Below are 20,264 nucleotides of genomic sequence, written 5' to 3'. Positions count from 1 at the left end.
TAAAGTTAAACGTTGACACGCAGCGCGTACTGATTATAGCGATGCTTGATTCTCGCTTCTTTCATCGGCATGCCGTTTTGCAAATCAAGAAGAATCCGCTCCTCCATCGCTTCAATTTCCTTGACCCGGCGGTATGCCTGCTCCGCCACATCCTTAGGAATCACGATCACGCCAGAGTCATCCGCAGCTACAATATCGCCAGGGCAGACGACAGTACTGCTAATTGTTACCGGTACCTGCCTGGCTGCAAGTCTGACCCTGTTCTTCCCTGATTTCATATAGCTTCCGAGTGAAAATAACGGATAGCCCGTTTGCAGGATTGCTGTTGCATCCCGGCAGCAGCCGTCGATGACAGTTCCTCGCAGCCCCCTGATCTTCGCAGCATGCGTCAGCAGATCTCCCCACACAGTACAGTACTGCCTGCCGCCATTGGCAATCACAACGACATGCCCCTCCGGCACCTCGTCAATAAACTCGCCAGCCTGAGCCGTCTCTCCTTCCGGGACCGGTTCATACTGCAGCGTATACGCAGGTCCCGCAAGAGCCATGCCGGGGCCCAAAGCCTTCAGTCCCTCCAGCCCCCCGTTGATCCCGAAGGTGTCCAGGGCATCGGAAATACATGCCGTGGGTATTCCTTTGAAGGCTTCAGATCCCGGATAATGGGATGCACTCATCAACAATCCCTCCTAATGTTTATTTGCAGCCAAAATACTAGATTTATAACTATTAAGAGCACCGTTCGCCGGTATTTGTACAGTTGCCGCAGGAGGTGCAAGCTGTCTGCTCGCTCCCTCGCGATTCAGCAGCGCTGTTATCCACGGAGAAGATCGCCTGCTTGCTCCCTCCCTGAAAGACGTTCACCTTCAGCTCATCGCTCAATTTCGAGCCAAAGCCTTGAAATGATCCGCCAAACATGAACAGATCCGCGCTGAACTTTTTGCGGACCAGGGAGTGATCCGGGCCGGCAGGAACCGGGATTTCCGGTGCGGCTACCAGTTCCTGTACGATAAAAGGTTTGTTCCAGCATTGATCGATCAGTTCTTCCCATCGCTCCTGCGAGGTGGACAGACCAATGACGACCCCTTCACCTCTAATGTCATAGGCGGTCTTTAACACCAGCTTCTCCCGGCGAAGCTTGAATAGCTTGCGCATACCCTGCCCTTCATGATCTTCAGGGGACACGGCCGATAGCTTGCGTGCCCAGGGGATATGCTTATCGAGTATTTTGCATTCTTCATCCGTGAAATGCTTGCGGAAGGCTGGATCCGAAAGATAGGCCAAGCATAGCTTGCTCTCTGTAATGAAGCGGGCTTGAAAAGAATTGACATGGCAGACGGCCAGGTCGTCGCATGCCCATATCAGGTCGGACAGCGCTTCGGAATCGTCAAGAAGAGGGATAAAATCGGCGGTGTTTATTTTATTCCAGATGAGCTCTATGCGCTGATTTCCGGCATAAAGCTTGCCTTCCCGATAAGAAAGCTGCCGGGGATCCGTGACGACGGCTTCGACTCCTGATTTGCGGAGAAGTTCAACCATCTCTTTCACCTCTAGGCTGACCCGGTTTTCCAGCTGAAGGATCGCCATGCTGCGAAGCCTTGATCCGGGAGAGAACTCGGCAAAGACAGAGACTAATTCATTGATAAAAGCATCGGGCTTGTGGATACCTTCTTCGTATAGCGGAGGGATATTCTGCAAATAGGTGGAGAGTGACGGAATTTGCCTGAGCACCTTATTGACGCGCCCTGTAAAGATGACACCGGCCGGGCAATCCGTATTGTTTTCCAAAACCTTAAAGCTCTCATTACCCGGCACAAGATAGGTATCAAACCGGGAAATACGGATTTTACGCTGATATCCAGGATCTATCCGTACCAGGCGGGAAGCGGCTTCATCCAGCATAAAATACTGCCTGGTGGCCTGATCTTCTTCATAAAGGCGGATCACCTTCTCCAGTATGTCGATCAGCTGCTCGGCTTCTCTTCGGATCCATTCGCGGTCGGAGGAGGAAAGAATGACGACTCTCGGGTAAAGCTGAAACGGCTTGTTCCGGTACACATAACCATCGTTCTCCAGCCGGCCTTCCAGCTCCTTGATCTCCTCGTCCAGTCGATTCCCTGAGCTGGCAACCATCCGGCTATAATCCTGTTCATATAGGAAGCGCTGCATTTACGATCTCCTCCTTCGGATAAGTAACAATATCCTCCAAATTGGGTTCCAGGCCTTCTTCTTTGGCATATGCCGTATTGAAGTATTTATTCATCAGCAGCGCCGTGACCGGCCCGATACTCCCGCCGCCAAGCTCGTAGCGGTCAACACTAATTACAGGGAGAATCTCCGCCCCCGTACCGCAGAGGAAAGCTTCATCGGCCAAATAACACTCCGTGCGATCGAGCTCTCGCTCTTCGGCAGTAAGGCCCATTTCCTTGGCCCAGTTCAGAATATGCCTGCGGGTGATGCTTTCCAGTATGCCGGACGTGACGGAAGGGGTGATCAGCCTGCCGTTTTTTACGATAAAAAAAGCCGCTGTCGGAGCTTCCGCGATTTTGCCGTGCTGATTCAGCAGAAGAGTATTGTCATAGCCGTCCGATTTGGCTTGCAGCATCGCCAAGCGTCCGTTCTGGTAGTTGGCGATGCACTTGATCCTTGGCGGCATCATTTGGTCGGAAATACGCTGCCAGGAAGAGACCGATATATGAATGCCCCGATCAGAATGCGGCTTGCGCTGCTGCGGAAAAGCAGCCACGCTGAGCAGAACGGGCCCTCTCGCCTCCAATGAACCGTCTGCTTCCACGGAAGCGGCGACGCGGACATAACAGTCCTCCTGCAAATGATTAACGAGGATAATATTGCGGATATTCCCAATCACCCGGTCTTTATTCCAAGAATGTTCCATCCCCATAATTTTCATGGAATCCAAAAGACGGTCCACATGCTCGGATAAGGAAAATAAGTGCATTCGATGCCGGTCAGCATCCCAATAGCCGCGGATCCCTTCAAATACGGACGCTCCGTATTTCATCGCTGCCGATCCTACATGGATCGTCGCCTCTTCATAGGGAACGGCCCTATCATTTAATTGAATAAAACATTCCTTCATGCCATACAACTCCTTTCCAGCCGGTAGTCATGGAATGGCTCTGTGCAAGGATAGCCTTTGCAGGCCCTCAGCCTCCCTTCGGACGGCTCCATAATTACGGAAGCGACGGTGGCAACTTTGCGCGGGTCCCCGTCTTGATGAACACAGAGGCTTCCCGCGCCATTGTCGTGGTAGCCGAGCAGTTCCTCCATCTGCTTCACTGTAGGCCTTCCGCTGTAGTGCCGCAGCCTTTCATGGGTCCGTTCAAGACGGGGATATGTTGAGGTGCCGGGCTTAACCAGATCACAGTTTATGAAATCCTTATGCAAATAATGGTTGGTATGCACTAGAAGGTCATTTTCGATTAAACGCGCTTTATCCACGGTCATTTCTACATTGACCAGCCGAATGCCGTCCGTCATCAGCAAATTTCTGGAGGATGCTCGGCGAATTCGCCCGATTTCAAGCAAGCAGCGATCCAGCGTTCGCTGATGCAGCAGGTGGCGGATTAGCAAATACGGGGGGACACCGGCACGCCATCCTGAACTAAGCAACATATTCAGCCCAACGCCAAGTCCATAGCTGTTGATGCCCAAATATCCGATTAGTCCTACATGCGTATACATCAGCAAATCGGGAGCATTCTCAGGCGTGCGGACTTCCAGTATAATTCCCAAGTCCGTTAACTGGCCCGCCAAATCGATATTTTGCGCAATGACGGCACGGCCTTCTTGGTTAAAGCAGGCAAAGGCGGTGCATTCAAGCCCAGCAGCGATAATCTCACGCCGAAGCTGAAGCAGCATGCCCTCCCGGTAGCTGATTCCGGCCCCTTGCGCCAACCCTTTGATCTCCTCGGCGAGTTCGGGAGTGCAAGCTTCAATATGCGGAATGTAGCTGTCGGTCATGCTTAACGCTTCGTTCAGGGTTAATGGCTGGCGTCTGACGCTGTTGATCCGTGCGATATTATCACCCAAAAAATCTCTGATTTCTCGCCGGAACTCCTCCCCGTATTGCGCTCCCCGCTGGAGCGGCTGGCCGCTGACAACCATATGCTTCAAGAGGCTATTCACCTGGAATCACCTCACAGATGCTGCAGCTCCCGATTGTTTTTTTTGATTCGGGAAGCAATAAAAGCAATGTCCTCGCCGGTGATTTTATCCGGGGGGTATGTGCCGAGCCCATATGCAAGCTCCTTCCAGTACACGTTGTGCTGTAGAGATGCATCCATAATCAACTGTTTTAAATCCGTCGAGAAGTTCATCATGCCAAACAAAATATCTTTGGTCATCGGTGTCATATATTGTTCAGACAGAAGGATTTCTTCCTGTACAAATTCCGCGGTGTCCATCATTTCAATCAGCTTATAGCGGGCGGCTCCGAAGCAGCGCTCCATATAGGCGGCGAACACTTCTGTAGCCAGGTTCCCGCCGCTTCTCCCCATGCCGCGCAAGGAGCTGTCTACCCAATCCACGCCACACTCCAGCGCTGCTACCGTATTGGCCAGACCCATGGACAGGTTGTTGTGCGCATGGAAGCCAACCGGAATCGTCAACGTGGACTTCAGGACATCGGCAATCGATTTCACCTGATCTGGCACCAAGTGCCCATTGGAATCGGCAAAGTAGACGATGTCTGCCCCGGCTGCCTCCGCTTTCAGCGTCATTTGCTTTATTTCTTGGCTCGTAAAATAAGTGATCCGCACAAAATTCGCCGAGGTAGACAGCCCTATCCTTGTGCATTCCCGAATCGTATCCAGCCCCTCCTCTAAGAGATCCTGCCTCAGGCATACGCGCACGAGCGACACGCCCAGCGATTTCAGGGACTGAAGATCTTCGGCTTGAATGTTGTGCGGATGCAGCATGACGACCAGGTTGGCGAGCGGTGCAAACTCCTTTAATGCCGCTATATAATCATCATTCGTAGCTGCCGTCATGCCCAGTCCCGCCGTTCCCTTGGCCGGGCCGTTCCTGTAGCCGATCTCGATCCAGTCCACACCCGCCTTTTGCAGCCCGCTTACAATGTGTTTTGCAGCCTCTAACGAAAAATCAAAACCATTAACGTATCCGCCGTCTCGCAAGGTTACATCTATCAGCTGGGCCATAAAATCCTCCTTCGTATATGAGGGATTCCTTAGATAAATCAGTTAATAGGAAACCCTTATCGCAAGGACTTCCTATTAACTGTCTGGAACGGTCTATCCAAGAACGGGCTCTGCTTCCGCTTCAATTCCGGTTATTCGAAGGATCGCACTAAAATGCTTCATACGTACTTCAATCGATTTATACAGGGCTGCGATTGCCTTCTCCTGCAACTCCTCGGTTATTGCATATTTGCGGAGAATATTGTATCCGGCTTCCGCATGATCCTCCTCCACCTCCATATCATTGGAGCTGTGGATCGTAAAATACTGCACGCCTTCCTGGTTCAGGTTGTAAAAATGCTTCATCGCTTCATTCATCGTTCGTCCATCCCAAGTAACTGGCGGCTGCCCTTCCATATAGACGATCAATGCAGCTACAGCCTCTACCAAATGATGATCCGGCCCGCAAACCTTATTGTTCCATTCTATGACTGCCTCGGATTCGGGGAGAATATCGCAGTTTTCAATGTCCTCCCACGTCAGACCGAATTGCTCGCCAATTTTGAAGAACAGTTCAAGATGCCGCATCGTTCCAGTAAGCTGGCCGGTCTCCTCCTCATAAATGTTCTCGGCGAGCTCCTTGCGTACTTCGACATCTGGAGTTTTTGAATGAATAGCCGAAATATTGCGGGTCCAGAAGCTTTTGATATGATAGCGGTGCAACACAAAGTTTTTCAAAAGCTCCGGTGTTGCTTCCCCTTTCATAATAATCTGATAAAGCGGATGGGTAATTTTCTTGTTTTCCTCGACAATAGTTTTGAGCTTCTCCACAAACTGATCCGGACTTAGTACCACTCCAATCACTCCTTATCACGAAATTTTGAAATTTATGATGAACTACCATCCCGGACCTAGCGCCGAAATGATAAGTGCACCCTCTGTTCGATTAAATCAGCCACATGCCTGACAGTTTCCATATGCGGCCAAGTAATCGCGGGCGTGGTGTTCACTTCAATGACAACATAATCGTCATCGTCCACTTCCAGTAAATCGACACCTGCCACGGGTGCCTGAAATATGCGGGAGCACAGTTCGGCCAGCTCGATCATCCTCGGTGTAAGAGGACAAGGCTCCCAGGTTCCCCCGCTGGACAAATTCGTCAAAAAGCCCCCATCGACTGCATATCGAAAAAAAGCAAATTCTGCTATATAATCCACAACTCTGACACGGATATCCCTGCCCGGCTTGTCCAAGCACGCCTGGACGTATAGCGCCTTATGATCCCGCAGGTAATAAGGGGCCAGGTTTCTCAGACTGTTTATATCATCAACTCGCACCACCTGCTCGCCTTTTGCACCAATTACAGGTTTCAGTACGAGGGGAAATTCTAATATTTCCGCTGTTTCCTCCAATTGCTCACAAGAGCCGATAAACCGGGTAGGGATATGCGGAATTTGATGCACTGTAAGCAAAACCGAGTTCAGGAACTTATTTTGGCCGCTGCCGAGAACATCTGAGCCGTTAATTACCGGGATCCCGCATATTTCAAAAGCTTTCAGCAGCCACAGCCCGTACTCGCGCTGAGACAGCGATACCCAGCCCAGCACGCAAGCCAGGTTCAGCGTCCGGTCATTGAATTTAAAGCGGGTGCCTGACATATCCATGTCTACCGTAATTTCATAAGGTCTTGCGCAAATCGTATCAAGTCCCCTTCCATTTAAAGCAGCGGCCAGTTCGGTGACATCCGGCGTTTCTTCACGGCATAAAATCAGTATCGATTGCACGGGCATCCGTCCTTTCTCTCTCTTCGCTGTAAAAGACTGGACCTATCGCTGCTCCGTTCGCGTAATTGATTACGGAACTCTCCGTGATCTCTTTTGTCCGTAAAACATGCCCGATATGCCGGTTTCCAAACAGATAGCATCCCCATAAAATACTAGCCTGTTCCTGATAAACGGCACCTCCCGGCTTCGCTATAACAACGGGCCCGGTAGAAGGCGTAATCCTTTCCTGTACGACAGCCCTCGCTACCTGGGATGCCGAGGACAAATAGGAAGCAATACGGGTGCCCCACTCGGCTTCAGACGCCTCCCAGCCGCAGATGATGCCTGCCCCGCCGTATCCGTCTGCAGGTTTGATGAGCAATCGTTCCCTCTCGCGCAGAGCATAAGCTCTATTCCTAGTAGTTAGCAGTCTGGTTTCGGGTATATGCCGTCTGACCCATTCGGTGTCTTCCACTGAAAGGCCTGTCTGATATGCAGGATCGGACAGAAGGGCGAACAATGCCTTGCTGCCGGCAATCCTGCAGGAGAAACCCATCGGCATTTCTACAAGGCGATCCTCCAGCGCGTCAAGTATATGTTCAAACTCAGAGGGAGACCGCTGCAAATCCTCCAGATCGAATAGACGGTAAATGACATCTACCTTCTCGCCCCTGGCATAAAGTCCATCCTTCCGCCGCTCAAGCTCCTTCGGCGTGCATACCGTTACCCGTGTCTTGGTGATCTCATGAAACCGGTCGGCGATGTCGTTCAGCGTCGCCTGCATGGCGGGCATCGAAAAGTCGCTTTCGACAAAAGCCATCAGCGGATTTGTGTAATGCGAGAGAAACGACCTGACCACAAGCCAAGCCCATTCGCTTAGCGGCTCCAACCATTCAGCCTCCTGCTTGCGAACGGCCTCACGAACCGATGGCAGCTTAAGCAGGATTGAATGAAAGGAAGCTTCCAGCAGCCCGCCTACACTGCTTCCCAAGTTTAATTCCAGCATTTTGGGCTGACCTTGATCGTCATATATGTCACTGCGTACAAGTACATGCCGTCTGTCCAGGCGCGGACTGGCTTGAACCCAGCGCAGCACCGTATCCGAATAGCCTAGCCAGCGGGCTACCCGCACCATATCCCCGCCGAACAATCGCTCGATCGTTAACTCTATCAGGTCCAGCAGCTTCTCCGTCGCAGCGGCGTCCTGCTTCATCATTGCGGCGCTCCGGATTTGCGGCGATACGATGATTCTGGGCTTGGCGGCTAGAACTCGTCCTGCTTGGCTAAACATTTCGTCTAGTTCATGTGACGTTGGAAGAATCGTATTCATTAGTTTCCTCCGATCCATTTTTAGCCATATTATCTATTACTTGTATTTAATATATCATATTCCATTGTAAAATGTTGCTATTTTTTGAATTATTTAAAATCAAATTTATATATTTATATATAAAAATAGAGTTAAACAAAGAAAAACAGTGCTTTTGAAAGAATAAAGATTTCTCTTTCGAAAACACTGTTTTTATATATCGCTAACTATCACCTAGTAAGCCGTTATACTATAAATGCAGCACAGAGCCGCCAATTTCCACACTTTCGGCCGTGACCATGACGCGGATTTCGCTTTCGGCGCCAACATGCTTGCCCTGTACGAAAACATATTTTGACGGCCCTCCCTCCTGAAACAAAAGATCGCCAAGCGCCCCGGCCGCTACGCCAGTGGCAGCATCCTCCAGAATGCCAAACAACGGATTAAAGCCGCGGGCGTGGACATACAGAGCCCCCGCGTCCTTCGCCTCCTCTTTCGTTTGCTGAATGGCATATGCATATACTCCGTTTACACGGTGCCTCCGGCTCCATTCCTCGATTTCCTCGAACTTAGGAGCCATTGCATCCAGATGCGTTAAATGACAAAGAGGAACCAGCAATTTGGGAGAACCGATGCTGGCGGCACCAAAAGGCGCTTGCTCAGAAATATCGCCAGGTTCCACTCCAAGCATATGAGCTATTTCGATCAGGTCCGGTATCATATCCAGACGGCGGGCCCGTTCAGTCTTAAAATAATAATGGCCCTGGGGGGATTTTGTTATGACGATAGGCGTCCCCGACCCGGTAATGACTTGCAAACGATCAAGTTGGCATTGCTGTATCATATAGGCGGCGGCTGCCAGTGTCCCGTGTCCGCAAAACGTCATTTCCTTCTCAGTGGAGAAATATCGCAAGACAGCATCCCGCTCCTGAGCGCTGCCAAACTGCACGAACACCGTAACAGGCGCACCGGAACGCCTCGCTAATTCAAGCAGTTCTGCATCCGACCAGCCACCGTACTCGATAACGGCAGCCGCATTTCCCTGGCTGGCATCATCAGTGAATACCTTGTATGTATGAACATCCTGCGCCATATCGATCCGCCCTCTCCTTTCACGCTACAAACCATCGTAGTTCAATACTACCTTCTCTTCATAATCTGTCAACCTTATTTTTCAATTTTTAGATCATTATGGGCTATATATTCGCAGGGGGAAATGCCTGTTGGACGATCAAAACAAACAGGGCTGGATCGATTGGCGATCCAGCCCTGCTTTGTACTCCAGCGTGCAATTACCCTAAATACGTGCGAAGCATCCACATATGCTTCTCCAAATCACCTTTGAAGCCGGTCAGCAAATCAGCTGTCGCTTCATCGCCTTCTTTGTCGGCCAGTTCAATGCCTTCCTGGAACGACTCGGACAAGGTAGCGAAGTCCTCAACCAGCGCCTGAACCATGGCGCGTTCGTCTTCCTTGCCGGAAGCCTCTTGAATCGTGGCAATTTCCAGATACTCCTTCATTGTTGCAGCCGGGCTCCCTTTAATCGTCAGCAGGCGCTCGGCTATGGCGTCCATTTTTTCCGTAACGTCATTGTAGAGCTCCTCGAATTTGACATGCAGAGTGAAGAAGTTTTCCCCCTTCACATACCAATGGTAGTTGTGTATCTTAACATACAGCACGTTCAGGTTAGCGACCTGCTCGTTTAAAACCTGCTCCAAACTTGTTTTGCTCGCCTTGCTTGCAGACTTGGAATCAGCTTTAGCCATAATACAGTCCCTCATTTCTTTCGTGATTGTTTATATATTCACCCTAGAGCATGCAAATCATGCCTGAAGTGAATGAAAGTTACATACCAGGCTTCCAGGTACCATATAAGTATCATACCCGACCCTGGGTTAGGCGAAACAATTTAAATTACACCTCTTTGAAAAAAAGAATGATAATATCACACTTTTCCGATATACTAACTTTAAACTAATTTTAATGAAGTTTTCTATAATTAAAATAGAAACAATTTAAAAACATATTTTTATCATCTGGAGGTGCTTTACCATGTCCTCATACCGTCCCTTTTCCCTAGAAGATGCTACTGCCTATGCCAAGTCGATTCCTGGCTTTTTCGCGGCTGATGCCGCGCTGTCCTGCGAGGAAATCGGTGACGGCAACTTGAATCTGGTATTCAGAGTTGCCGACCCGCAGCAAAACAAGAGCCTGATTATAAAACAAGCCCTGCCTTATGCCAAGGTGGTTGGCGAATCATGGCCGCTCAGCCTTGATCGAGCCCGCATCGAACGCAATGCGCTGGAAATTCAGCACCGGCTCTGCCCGGATCTCGTTCCGGCGATTTATGGAGGCGATGACGAGCTGGCCATAACGGTTATGGAAGACTTGTCCGGCTATACGATTATGCGTCAAGGTCTGATCGCCGGAAACACCTATGACCGTTTTGCGGAGCATATCGGCCGATTTATCGCCACAACCCTGTTCTACACCTCCGACCTCGGCATGAATCAGCAGGAGAAGAAGCTTCAATCCGCAAGGTTCATCAATCCGGATTTATGCAAAATTACCGAGGACTTGATCTTCGAGGATCCATACAGAGATGCCGCAAATAACAGCTTTACCGAAGACATTCGGGCAGAAGCAGAGAAGCTGTGGCAGGATCATGCTCTGCACCTTGAAGTAGCCCTGCTCAGAGAGAAGTTTCTTACGCAGGGTCAAGCGCTGCTGCATGGCGATCTGCATACCGGCAGCATCTTCATAACGCCCGAATCAACCAAGGTCATTGACCCTGAATTCGCCTATTACGGTCCAATTGGCTTCGATATCGGCGCAGTCATCGCCAATCTATTGCTGAATTATGCAGCGCAGCCCGGCTGGAGCAGCAATGACGAAGTATTGCAGGAGCGCCGTTCTTGGCTTCTCACGACAATTGTCGGCGTGTGGAATCATTTCGAACTTAATTTCCGCAAGTTTTGGGATGCGGACGGCATAGATATCATGTCCAAGACACCTGGCTATCAGGATCTCTACATCGACCAAATCCGCAAGGACGCTATCGGATTTGCGGGCTGCAAGGTAATCCGCCGAATCGTCGGATTATCCCATGTGGCGGACATTGACACGATCGATGACGAGCTCTCCCGCCGTCAGGCCAAGGTAACAGCCTTGGAAATCGGAAAACGGCTAATCAAAGGCAGCAGATCAGCAGCTTCCATCGCCGAAGTGATCGAATGGGCTAAAGCAGCCGCAGCCAAGGAGGGCGCTAACGTATGACCACCGGACAACATAGCGGAATATTGAATTCCAGCCCGGCAGCCCGGCAAAGCCGAGAGCCGCTGCTTAGTCTCCGCTGGAAAGACGGCAAGCTCCTGATGCTTGACCAGCGGCTGCTTCCTGAAGAAATCGTGTTCTTGGAGCTGACAACGCCAGAGGAGGTATGGGACGGCATCCATGCCATGAAGGTGCGTGGAGCACCGGCGATCGGCATTGCAGCAGCCTATGGCGTAGTCTTAGGAGCAAATGCCTGCCAGGGAGACAGCGACAATTGGCTCGGGCATGTAACGGCAGTAGCTGAACATTTGGCCACCTCGCGGCCAACCGCAGTCAACCTGTTCTGGGCGCTTGACCGGATGAATGCGCGGGCAGCGCAGCTCGCAGCCGAACATGCCGATCAGGCCAAGCGCAATGAAGGGTTGCTGGCCGAGGCGATAGCGATCCACCGGGAAGATGAGGAAGTATGCCGGAAAATCGGAGAGCATGCGCTGCCGCTTTTTGCATCAGGAATGGGCGTCCTCACTCACTGCAATGCCGGAGGACTGGCGACTGCCAAATACGGTACAGCTCTTGCCCCTTTCTATCTCGCCCAGGAGCAGGGCATTGATCTGAAAATCTATGCCGACGAGACTAGGCCTGTTCTTCAAGGCGCTAGACTGACCGCATTCGAGCTGCAGCAGGCGGGAATCGATGTTACCCTGCTCTGCGACAACATGGCTGGACTCGTGATGTCTAAAGGCTGGATTGATGCCGTCATCGTCGGAACCGACAGAATCGCTGCCAACGGAGACGTTGCCAACAAAATCGGAACGTACAGCCTTGCCGTCCTGGCCAAGGCACACAATATTCCTTTCTATGTCGCATCACCGTTGTCAACGATTGACCTTGAAACGGAAAGCGGCCAGCTGATTCCGATTGAGGAACGGCCTGAGCACGAGGTGACGGAAGGATTCGGCAAACGCACAGCTCCATCTGGCATCAAAGTGTTTAATCCTTCATTTGACGTTACTCCGCATCATTTGATCACAGCGATCATAACAGAAAAGGGAGTCGTCAAACCGCCGTTTAAAGACAATTTAGCCGCCCTTTTTAAAAAGGCGGATTAAGGATTTTCATAGTTTTTCAGAAAACGCATGTTCTCTAGCGGGGAAAACCACTATTCATAGTGGTTTTTCTTGCCTTATCCGTAAACAGAACTCACTTCAGTTTTTTTATCTTTCTGATATTTTCATAAAAAAAGTTTCATTTTGATTCTTTAGGACTATTATTGTCCTGCGAGCGATGCTATGATTAATGGGTAATTTTTATTATCTTGTAACTAGGAGTGAACGAGACTTAACATGTCTATCTGGGGGAACTATGGACAATAATAACAATGATCATGAACAATTGGGATATTTATTCAATGTGGAAATCCTAGTGAAGAGTAAATCCAATGCCGTTGCACTCCAATCGCTGCTGCAGATCCTTAACGGCGGGGAAGAAATTATCGATTATCGGATCAATTCGGGGATAGAGCTTGGGGAAATCATCGAGTCCCTGCTCGCTGCCAAGAAGCAGTCCTTCATCTCCAAAACATACAAACGGCTTGGAACGAATACGCCAGACAAGCAAGGTGCGGCCGACAACAAGGCATCCGGCCAACTACCTGACAAGGCGAAGCCTGCCGAGAAATCAAAAGCTGCAGATAAACCAAAAATAGCACCGACCGCCAAAGACAGCTTCGCAGCCGTAGCTATGAGCGGGGATTTTGAAGATTGGATCCAGAAATATATTTCCGAGAATCGGCTGGTGCGCATATTGGTCAATCGCAATGGGGAACGGATGAGCATCCCCTGCCGGATACTGAATTTCCAGTCAGAGAACTATGCCATCAACGTATATCATGTGGACGAGAAACAAGTATATACGTTCATGCTCAGCGAAGTCATTGATTTCATGGAAACGTAGAATACAGGCCTTTTCTAAATTAAATGCCCAATCATAATGAATGCTGCGCCGTCCTGACGACGGCGCAGCATTTTGCATTCATGCCTATTTGCTGATTTGAGCACTGGATTGTTCCCAGGCGGACAACGCAAGCATAAGCCATCCTGCTATAAAAGATACCCCTCCAAGCGGAGTAATCGGACCAAGCCATTTCCATCCCGTCACCGCGAGCAAATAGAGACTGCCTGAAAATAAGATAATCCCGATCAGAAATAATCGCGCAGACCAGCGCAGCTTGCGGCTGTCGCCCCACAAACCGGCCGCCAGAGCAGCGAGGATCATTCCCAATCCATGAATCATATGATATTGGACCCCTGTCTTGTACGTATCCATCGAATCTGCAATGATCGGCTCCAGCACATGAGCGCCAAAGGCTCCGAGGGCTACTGCAAGTAACATGATGATCGCCCCGGTTCCGGCCATTCTTCGCTGCATATCCTTACCCCTCCCCACATAAAAATAAGCGATTCAGTACTCGCTTACCTATCATAACCCAGTCCGCTGCCCGATTGCCAGAACTGGGACGATCATGAATTTTTTTCTTGATTTTTGGCCGAATCTATGGAAGATTATACGTTAACATAACCAAATTTCTACAAAGGAGCTTGATTATTAATGAATTATCAACCCGGGGCACAACCTGGCCCTAATTATGAGCATGCGGCGGCGGCTCAGCCCCTGGCCCCTCTGAAGCATTCAGGGCTCGGCATCGCCTCATTCATTATGAGCATTCTTGCACTGCTCGGTTATTTCGCGGCTTTCTTTCTAATTATCGCGGCCATTGGCCAGGCTATTGATAATCCGGCTAACATCGAGGAGGCCTTGATGGATAGCTCGGCAGCGATTCTTGGCATCATTGCCATCTTCGGGGCAGGAATCATTAATTTAATCGCCCTCATTCTTGGTATCGTAGGACTCGTCCTCAAAAACCGCAAAAAAGTATTCGCCATCATCGGAACAGTGCTATCCTCACTATCTGTGGTGATGATCATCTTCTTTTATATCGTCGGTACTTTACAGTAGGTTTAAGTTATTACACAGCTTGCCCCCGCGGTAATCTATCCAAGTTATCGCGGGGGCAATTTATTGGAGATGTTAAACATGCAAGCTTTTTGTTAAAATAAAGCTGGACTATCTGAAATAAGGGGATACTTATGGCACAAGTTAAAATTTTTGCGGACAGCACGTCCGACCTGCCGGCGTCTTGGATCGATGAATACGGCATCGGCATTATTCCGCTATATGTCGTTTTTAATGACAAGACGTACCGCGACGGCATCGACATTACACCGGTCGGCATTTACGAAAGAGTCGCAGCCGCAGGGAATCTGCCGAAGACGACGGCTCCCTCTCCCAAAGACTTTATGGATGCGTTTGCTCCATATGTCGAGCAAGGGCAGGATATTGTCTATATCAGCATTTCCTCCAGCCTGTCATCAACGTATCAGAACGCGCTTATTGCCGCAGGCGAATTTCCTGAAGGACGGATCCATGTCGTTGACTCGCTTAATTTGTGCAGCGGGATTGGCCTGCTCGTGATGAAAGCGGTCAGGGCTGCCCAGCAGGGCCAGAGCGGTCCAGAAATTGTAGCTTTGCTTGAAAGATCCAGAACGTTGGTCAACACGGAGTTTGTCATCGATACGCTGGAGTACCTGTATAAAGGCGGCCGATGCTCGGGCATGCAGAACTTTATCGGCAGCCTGCTCCAGATTCGTCCCGTGCTGAGAGTCGTCGACGGGAGCATTATTCCAGCTTACAAAGTCCGCGGCAGAAAAGAGAAGGCTGTTCAGCAAATGCTCGATAACGCCCTTGCCAAAAAGGAGCAGATGGACGATGATTTAATTATCGTGGCCCATACCCTTGCCGAGGAAGAGGCTCGCCGGCTCGCCGCCATTCTCAGGGAACAGACCCCGGTGCGGGAAGTAGCGATTGCCGAAGCAGGCTGCGTCATTTCCAGCCACTGCGGTCCCCATACCGTGGCGATCATGTATATGCACAAGGGCTCCGAAGACCGGATCGGATAATCCGAAATTCATTTGGAGGGATCACTTTGCGAACCATTAGAATATTTGCGGACAGCACCTGCGATCTGCCTGCAGCATGGGTCCAAGAGTACGGGATCGGGATCGTTCCGCTGTATGTTACGTTTGACGACGAGATGTACAAGGACGGGCTTGACCTGACGACCCCCGAGCTATATAACAAAGTTGCGAAAAGCGGGCGCTTGCCGAAGACGGCGGCTCCATCTCCAGCCGACTTTATCCAGGCTTTCACTCCTGCGGTTCAGGAGGGCCAGCAAATTATATACATAAGCCTGTCGTCCGAATTATCTTCCACTTACCAGAACGCCTTAATTGCCGCCGCAGAGTTCGAAGAGGATCAGGTCACTGTATTCGACTCGCGCAACCTGTCGACCGGAATCGGTCTGCTTGTCATGAAGGCGGTGAAAGCCGCTGCCGAAGGGCGCAGCGTAGCTGAAATCATAGACCTGCTGGAGACAACAAGACCCCTGGTGGAAACGGAATTCGTCATCGACTCGCTGGACTACTTATATAAGGGCGGGCGATGCTCAGGCATGCAGAACCTTGTGGGAAGCCTGTTGAAAATCCGGCCGGTTATCAAGGTTATCGATGGTAAGATGACTCCTGTCTCCAAAATCCGCGGCAGCCGGGAGAAGGTGCTCGATCAGCTGCTGAACAATGCGCTGGCACAAGTCGATGACATGGATAACGACCTTATCTTCATTACTCATTCTTTGGCCGAGGATGACGCCATTCATCTGCAGCAAATATTAAAGTCGAAGACGAAAGCCCGGGAAGTGGCTATTTCGGATGCAGGCTGTGTTATTTCCAGCCACTGCGGCGCCAAGACGATTGGCATTTTATATACGAAATCGATACAATAACCCACGGCAAACAAGCCGGCGATCCATCATCCGATCGCCGGCTTGTTCCTCTATTCCTTTAATTCAGGACATGCTTTACCAAGCCTTCTGCTCCATTCCAGGAGCAGAAGGGCAACCTCGTGATCGCAAAGCGGCTTCTGCAAGAGGATCGTCATACCGCTGGCCAGACAACGCTCGCGCTGCTGCTCAATGACTTCGCTGCTGCTCATGCCTACGATGACCGGCATTTGATCCACCGGCAGCCACTGCCTGATCAGACGGGCCGCCTTGATCCCATCCATCACCGGCATTTCGATGTCCATAAATATGAGATCATAGGATCTTGAGGATAGAGCCTCCATAGCTTCAACGCCGTTATGGGCTACATCAGGCGCAAGCCCAAGCTTCTCAAGCATGTGGACGAAAATTTGGCAGTTCACCGGGTGATCTTCGACAACAAGCACCGAGAGAAGCTCTTCCTGCTTCAAGGGAAAGGCCGGTCGCTCCAAGCCCGCTTCACGCGCTGCAGCCGTTTCGTTCACAGCCACGGTGGCGGAGATTCCCTGTCCCGCTCCGTCTGGGCAGAAATTCGGCCCGGAGGACGATTGCTTCTCCGGACAGCCTGGCAGCTCCAGCTGCTGTCCCAGCGCAAGCCCTTCACAATCCGGCTCTACTTCCCGCTCTCCGCTGATGAGTGTAAAGCGAAAGGTCGAACCATCCCCTTCCTTGCTCTCCACAGTAATAGATCCGCCCATCAACTCGACCATTTTTTTGCAAATAGCCAATCCCAGCCCAGTTCCTCCGTATTTTCGGTTAATGGCGGGGTGAACCTGGGAGAAGGATTGAAACAATTTATGCCGCTGATCTTCCGGTATGCCGATCCCCGTATCGCTCACGCTGACTTCTAGCAGCACCGCAGGGGGCGTCAATGTCTCTTTCTTGATAATACTGATGCTTATTTCCCCCTGCTCCGTAAACTTCAATGCATTGCCGATCAAATTCACGAGAATTTGCCGCAGTCTTACGGGGTCGCTTACGATATGCTCGGGCACATCCGGAGCGATATGATAGGCAAGCTGAATTCCCTTCTTATCCGCACTGGGCAGAAACAGCTCGACAACATTCAATACGCAGGCGTTTAGATCAAACTGCTCATAGTCAAGCGCCATCTTTCCGGCTTCGATTTTGCTGAAATCGAGCACATCGTCCAGAATGGCCAATAACGCATGGCTGCTGCTGGAGATAATGTCGGCGTAATATCGCTGCTCCTCGTTAAGCTCCGTTTCCAGCAGCAGATCTGTCATGCCGATAACGCCGTTCATCGGAGTGCGGATTTCATGGCTCATCGTGGCAAGAAATTCTGATTTCGCAAGCGCCGTTCGTTCAGCCGATTCTTTCGCCCGTAAAATCTCCCTCTCCCCCGTAATGTCTTGAAAGACCACGACAGAACCCACGATCTGCCCTCTTTCAATCATCGGATTTACCGTATACTCCACCAGGAAGCTGGAGCCGTCTCTTCGCCAGAACACATCCTCTTTTACCGCCCGCGAAATACCGTCCTGCATGGTCTGAAAGATCGGGCACAGCTCTGCCGGATAATCCGACCCATCGCTGGTCGTATGATGAATCAAGGAGTGGTTGGACTTTCCGATAAAATCCTTCTGTTCATATCCAAGCATATCGGCTGCTGCTTTGTTGATAAAGACCGTCCTGCCGCTCTCATCGAGACCGTATATCCCTTCGGACACCGATCCCAAAATCAGCGAATGCAGATAGCTGAGCTTCTCGATCTGTTCCACATAACGCTTTCTTTCCGTAATGTCGCTGGCTAAACCATACACCCCGACAACACGCTTATCGACCATGATCGGCACGTTTGTCACAGCGATCGCTATATGGGTTCCGTCCTTGTGAATGACTGCGGTCTCATAGGTTTGCGGTTTCCCTTCCTTCGCCAGCTCGAAATGGTGAACAGTCTTGACCAGATCGGCCGGATCGATGAGATCATGGAAACACATCGTAGTAAGCTCTTCCCGGCTGTATCCCGTCAGCAGCTCAAAATTGAAATTCAGCGTGAGGTACCGCCCGTGCAGATCCATGGAATATACGCTGGCCGGACTGTATTCAAACAGCGATTTGTAACGCTGTTGACTTTCCTGCAGACGCCGCTCGCTTTCTTTACGCTCCGTTACGTCGCGGGAGATGACAATCATCTCGTCGATTTCGCCGGTAAGCTGGTCATACCTGTACCTCCCCGTGCTTTCAAACCAGATATAGCGGCCGTCTTTGCAGCGTATCCGGTAGGTGACTGTGTATACTTTGCGGGACTTCATCTGCGTCTCCAGGTATTCCTTCACCATCGGCACGTCCTCCGGATGGTAGAATTCATAAGCGCTGCGGCCTGTCATTTCCTCCGGCTCGTAGCCCAGCAGGCTTACCGAGGACTGCGAAGCGAATAAGTATACGGCTTCTTCATCCGCCGTATGACGGGAAATCAAGTCCATGGAATATTCGGATATCAGCCTGAACTGGCGCTCGCTCTCCCTAAGGGCCGCCTCGATCTTCTGGCGGTCGGTAATGTCCTGCACTACCCCGATTATTCGGGCAGGTGCGCCGCTTGAATCGCATTCTATCGTCGCTTGGGAACGAATCACCTGAAGCTCATCCGATTCAAGCATGATACGGTACGTAATTTCGTAAGGGACACCCTGCAATATATCGCTCATCGCCTGTTCATAAAGAGGAACATCCACGGGATGAAGCCGTTTGCGCAGCGCCTCATTCATTTCCGGCATGGTGCGGAACTTCTGCCGGAAGATTCGGTTGAATTCATTGGAGGTTGAGAATCGCCCGGTCAGCATGTCTAAATCCCACGAGCCTATGACGGCAAGCCTTTGGGCTTGCGCCAAAGTCTCTTCGCTTTTGCGCAGCTTGATTTCAGCCTCTTGCCGGGCCGTGACATCCCGCGCTATTGCAAGCGCTTTCGAAGGAGCGCCATGTTCATCGTAAATGATTCGTATTCTAGTTTCGACCCATACTTCCCCGCCGTTCTTATGCTGGACCAAATTAATTAATACGGAGCGGTCATTGTCCCAGCTGCCCTCCTCTTCTGCTGTTTTGCTTTCATTCTGTATTATAAGATGCCGAAGATTTTTTCCGATCAGCTCATGGGGCTCATAGCCTAGCAAATTCCGGATCGCCGGTGAGATCGACAGGCAATTGCCCTCCAGATCGGTAGAGGCTATGACATCCTCCGCATAGTTCGATACCAGCTCGTATAGCTGCCGCGACTGCTCCAGACTTTCCTGAACGGCCTTGACTTCCGTAATATCCTTCGAGATCAAAAATACCCCGACCACTTCATCTTCATGAACGATCGGAACATAAGTGATGCAGGCATCGCAAGTATGACCGTCCCTGTGCTTGAAGGAGGCTTGAAAGCTCCCGGACTTGCCTTTCAGTGCCTGCCTAAAGTATTCGTCCTTCTGCTTCCTTCCTTGCTCGCAAAGCAACCATCCGATCGGCTGCCGCAGAAATTGCCCAGACGGATAACCTGTAGCCCTTTCGGTGGCCGGATTGGCATCCACGTAATTCCCTTCCACATCAATGACACAAATGGCATCCGGGTGATTGACATACAAGGATTTGTACGTCCCCCCTTCTGATAGCAATTGACGAAGTAGTCCATTTTTATCGTTGATCACAGTGAGGGCTCCTTTTCTCACATTTTGTCGATATACCAATTTTAACAAATTGTATTAGAGGATGAACAGGGACCCAACACCTATCCCTCCCGCGAGTATGATTCACCTGCCGATTCAGGCAAACTAAACTTTCTCCCTCACATATCGTTCCCTCTCCTGAATATACTTTAGTTACATCCACTC

Annotated in this window: 18 protein-coding genes; 6 read left to right on the top strand and 12 right to left on the bottom strand. The window is 50.7% G+C overall.

Features of this window, described 5'->3' with window-relative positions; genetic code table 11:
- Window positions 1–5 precede the first annotated feature (5 nt).
- From MKX50_RS08120 to MKX50_RS08075, 10 genes are all read right to left on the bottom strand, one after another.
- Window positions 6–674 carry an RraA family protein gene (locus MKX50_RS08120; RefSeq protein ID WP_213589025.1) on the bottom strand — a complete coding sequence of 223 codons (669 nt, stop codon included), beginning with the start codon at window positions 672–674 and terminating at the stop codon, window positions 6–8.
- A 52-nt stretch (window positions 675–726) separates the two neighbouring features.
- The gene (locus MKX50_RS08115) at window positions 727–2,166 is read right to left on the bottom strand and encodes a circularly permuted type 2 ATP-grasp protein (protein WP_339159108.1); all 1,440 of its coding nucleotides are present in this window, start codon (window positions 2,164–2,166) and stop codon (window positions 727–729) included.
- The gene (gene ilvE, locus MKX50_RS08110; protein ID WP_339159107.1) at window positions 2,147–3,097 is read right to left on the bottom strand and encodes a branched-chain-amino-acid transaminase; all 951 of its coding nucleotides are present in this window, start codon (window positions 3,095–3,097) and stop codon (window positions 2,147–2,149) included. The genes MKX50_RS08115 and ilvE overlap by 20 nt, the downstream gene beginning before the upstream one ends.
- On the bottom strand, window positions 3,094–4,125 hold the full coding sequence (locus MKX50_RS08105) for a C45 family peptidase (RefSeq protein ID WP_339160051.1): 1,032 nt from the start codon (window positions 4,123–4,125) through the stop codon (window positions 3,094–3,096). The genes ilvE and MKX50_RS08105 overlap by 4 nt, the downstream gene beginning before the upstream one ends.
- 32 nt (window positions 4,126–4,157) lie before the next feature.
- A complete protein-coding gene (locus MKX50_RS08100) occupies window positions 4,158–5,177 on the bottom strand; it encodes a hypothetical protein (protein ID WP_213589029.1) in 1,020 nt (339 codons plus the stop codon).
- A 93-nt stretch (window positions 5,178–5,270) separates the two neighbouring features.
- The gene (locus tag MKX50_RS08095) at window positions 5,271–6,011 is read right to left on the bottom strand and encodes an iron-containing redox enzyme family protein (protein ID WP_213589030.1); all 741 of its coding nucleotides are present in this window, start codon (window positions 6,009–6,011) and stop codon (window positions 5,271–5,273) included.
- Window positions 6,012–6,067: 56 nt separating this feature from the next.
- A complete protein-coding gene (locus MKX50_RS08090; RefSeq protein ID WP_339159104.1) occupies window positions 6,068–6,940 on the bottom strand; it encodes a RimK family alpha-L-glutamate ligase in 873 nt (290 codons plus the stop codon).
- On the bottom strand, window positions 6,912–8,249 hold the full coding sequence (locus tag MKX50_RS08085) for a hypothetical protein (RefSeq protein WP_339159102.1): 1,338 nt from the start codon (window positions 8,247–8,249) through the stop codon (window positions 6,912–6,914). The genes MKX50_RS08090 and MKX50_RS08085 overlap by 29 nt, the downstream gene beginning before the upstream one ends.
- Window positions 8,250–8,478: 229 nt before the next feature.
- Window positions 8,479–9,321 carry a PhzF family phenazine biosynthesis protein gene (locus tag MKX50_RS08080; RefSeq protein WP_339159100.1) on the bottom strand — a complete coding sequence of 281 codons (843 nt, stop codon included), beginning with the start codon at window positions 9,319–9,321 and terminating at the stop codon, window positions 8,479–8,481.
- Between the two features lie 199 nt (window positions 9,322–9,520).
- Window positions 9,521–9,994 (bottom strand): Dps family protein, encoded by a 474-nt coding sequence (locus tag MKX50_RS08075; protein WP_213589034.1) that lies wholly within the window; start codon window positions 9,992–9,994, stop codon window positions 9,521–9,523.
- 286 nt (window positions 9,995–10,280) lie between these two features.
- On the opposite strand from MKX50_RS08075, the gene mtnK reads away from it, so the two are divergent.
- The 3 genes from mtnK to MKX50_RS08060 all read left to right on the top strand — a co-directional run bounded on the left by mtnK (window position 10,281) and on the right by MKX50_RS08060 (window position 13,454).
- Window positions 10,281–11,504, top strand: coding sequence for an S-methyl-5-thioribose kinase (gene mtnK, locus MKX50_RS08070; RefSeq protein WP_213589035.1), 1,224 nt, complete (start codon window positions 10,281–10,283; stop codon window positions 11,502–11,504).
- The gene (mtnA, locus tag MKX50_RS08065) at window positions 11,501–12,610 is read left to right on the top strand and encodes an S-methyl-5-thioribose-1-phosphate isomerase (RefSeq protein WP_339159098.1); all 1,110 of its coding nucleotides are present in this window, start codon (window positions 11,501–11,503) and stop codon (window positions 12,608–12,610) included. Before mtnK ends, mtnA begins: the two co-directional genes overlap by 4 nt.
- Before the next feature lie 253 nt (window positions 12,611–12,863).
- The gene (locus MKX50_RS08060; protein ID WP_213589037.1) at window positions 12,864–13,454 is read left to right on the top strand and encodes a hypothetical protein; all 591 of its coding nucleotides are present in this window, start codon (window positions 12,864–12,866) and stop codon (window positions 13,452–13,454) included.
- Window positions 13,455–13,538: 84 nt separating this feature from the next.
- Here the strand turns inward: MKX50_RS08060 and MKX50_RS08055 are convergent, their stop codons facing one another.
- Entirely contained in the window at window positions 13,539–13,928 is a 390-nt protein-coding gene (locus MKX50_RS08055) for a DUF423 domain-containing protein (RefSeq protein ID WP_213589038.1), read from the bottom strand.
- Between the two features lie 180 nt (window positions 13,929–14,108).
- Here MKX50_RS08055 and MKX50_RS08050 point away from each other — a divergent pair, with 180 nt between their 5' ends.
- From MKX50_RS08050 to MKX50_RS08040, 3 genes are all read left to right on the top strand, one after another.
- The gene (locus MKX50_RS08050) at window positions 14,109–14,516 is read left to right on the top strand and encodes a hypothetical protein (RefSeq protein WP_213589039.1); all 408 of its coding nucleotides are present in this window, start codon (window positions 14,109–14,111) and stop codon (window positions 14,514–14,516) included.
- A gap of 131 nt (window positions 14,517–14,647) precedes the next feature.
- The gene (locus tag MKX50_RS08045) at window positions 14,648–15,517 is read left to right on the top strand and encodes a DegV family protein (protein ID WP_213589040.1); all 870 of its coding nucleotides are present in this window, start codon (window positions 14,648–14,650) and stop codon (window positions 15,515–15,517) included.
- Between the two features lie 26 nt (window positions 15,518–15,543).
- Window positions 15,544–16,398, top strand: coding sequence for a DegV family protein (locus tag MKX50_RS08040; RefSeq protein ID WP_213589041.1), 855 nt, complete (start codon window positions 15,544–15,546; stop codon window positions 16,396–16,398).
- A gap of 50 nt (window positions 16,399–16,448) precedes the next feature.
- Here MKX50_RS08040 and MKX50_RS08035 read toward each other — a convergent pair whose 3' ends face one another.
- A complete protein-coding gene (locus MKX50_RS08035) occupies window positions 16,449–20,081 on the bottom strand; it encodes a PAS domain S-box protein (protein WP_339159096.1) in 3,633 nt (1,210 codons plus the stop codon).
- Between the last annotated feature and the right edge of the window lie 183 nt (window positions 20,082–20,264).

The organism is Paenibacillus sp. FSL W8-0186 (assembly GCF_037969765.1).
Classification (GTDB): Bacteria; Bacillota; Bacilli; order Paenibacillales; family Paenibacillaceae; genus Fontibacillus; species Fontibacillus woosongensis.
This window is presented reverse-complemented; position numbering and strand designations above follow the sequence as displayed.

Excerpts from the sequence above, each read along its gene's own strand:
- MKX50_RS08120 (WP_213589025.1), bottom strand. The coding sequence starts at position 674 with ATGAGTGCATCCCATTATCCGGGATCTGAAGCCTTCAAAGGAATACCC.
- mtnK (WP_213589035.1), top strand. The coding sequence starts at position 10,281 with ATGTCCTCATACCGTCCCTTTTCCCTAGAAGATGCTACTGCCTATGCC.
- MKX50_RS08050 (WP_213589039.1), top strand. The coding sequence starts at position 14,109 with ATGAATTATCAACCCGGGGCACAACCTGGCCCTAATTATGAGCATGCG.
- MKX50_RS08085 (WP_339159102.1), bottom strand. The coding sequence starts at position 8,249 with ATGAATACGATTCTTCCAACGTCACATGAACTAGACGAAATGTTTAGC.
- MKX50_RS08080 (WP_339159100.1), bottom strand. The coding sequence starts at position 9,321 with ATGGCGCAGGATGTTCATACATACAAGGTATTCACTGATGATGCCAGC.
- ilvE (WP_339159107.1), bottom strand. The coding sequence starts at position 3,097 with ATGAAGGAATGTTTTATTCAATTAAATGATAGGGCCGTTCCCTATGAA.
- MKX50_RS08075 (WP_213589034.1), bottom strand. The coding sequence starts at position 9,994 with ATGGCTAAAGCTGATTCCAAGTCTGCAAGCAAGGCGAGCAAAACAAGT.
- mtnA (WP_339159098.1), top strand. The coding sequence starts at position 11,501 with ATGACCACCGGACAACATAGCGGAATATTGAATTCCAGCCCGGCAGCC.
- MKX50_RS08055 (WP_213589038.1), bottom strand. The coding sequence starts at position 13,928 with ATGCAGCGAAGAATGGCCGGAACCGGGGCGATCATCATGTTACTTGCA.
- MKX50_RS08045 (WP_213589040.1), top strand. The coding sequence starts at position 14,648 with ATGGCACAAGTTAAAATTTTTGCGGACAGCACGTCCGACCTGCCGGCG.
- MKX50_RS08060 (WP_213589037.1), top strand. The coding sequence starts at position 12,864 with ATGGACAATAATAACAATGATCATGAACAATTGGGATATTTATTCAAT.
- MKX50_RS08100 (WP_213589029.1), bottom strand. The coding sequence starts at position 5,177 with ATGGCCCAGCTGATAGATGTAACCTTGCGAGACGGCGGATACGTTAAT.
- MKX50_RS08105 (WP_339160051.1), bottom strand. The coding sequence starts at position 4,125 with ATGGTTGTCAGCGGCCAGCCGCTCCAGCGGGGAGCGCAATACGGGGAG.
- MKX50_RS08115 (WP_339159108.1), bottom strand. The coding sequence starts at position 2,166 with ATGCAGCGCTTCCTATATGAACAGGATTATAGCCGGATGGTTGCCAGC.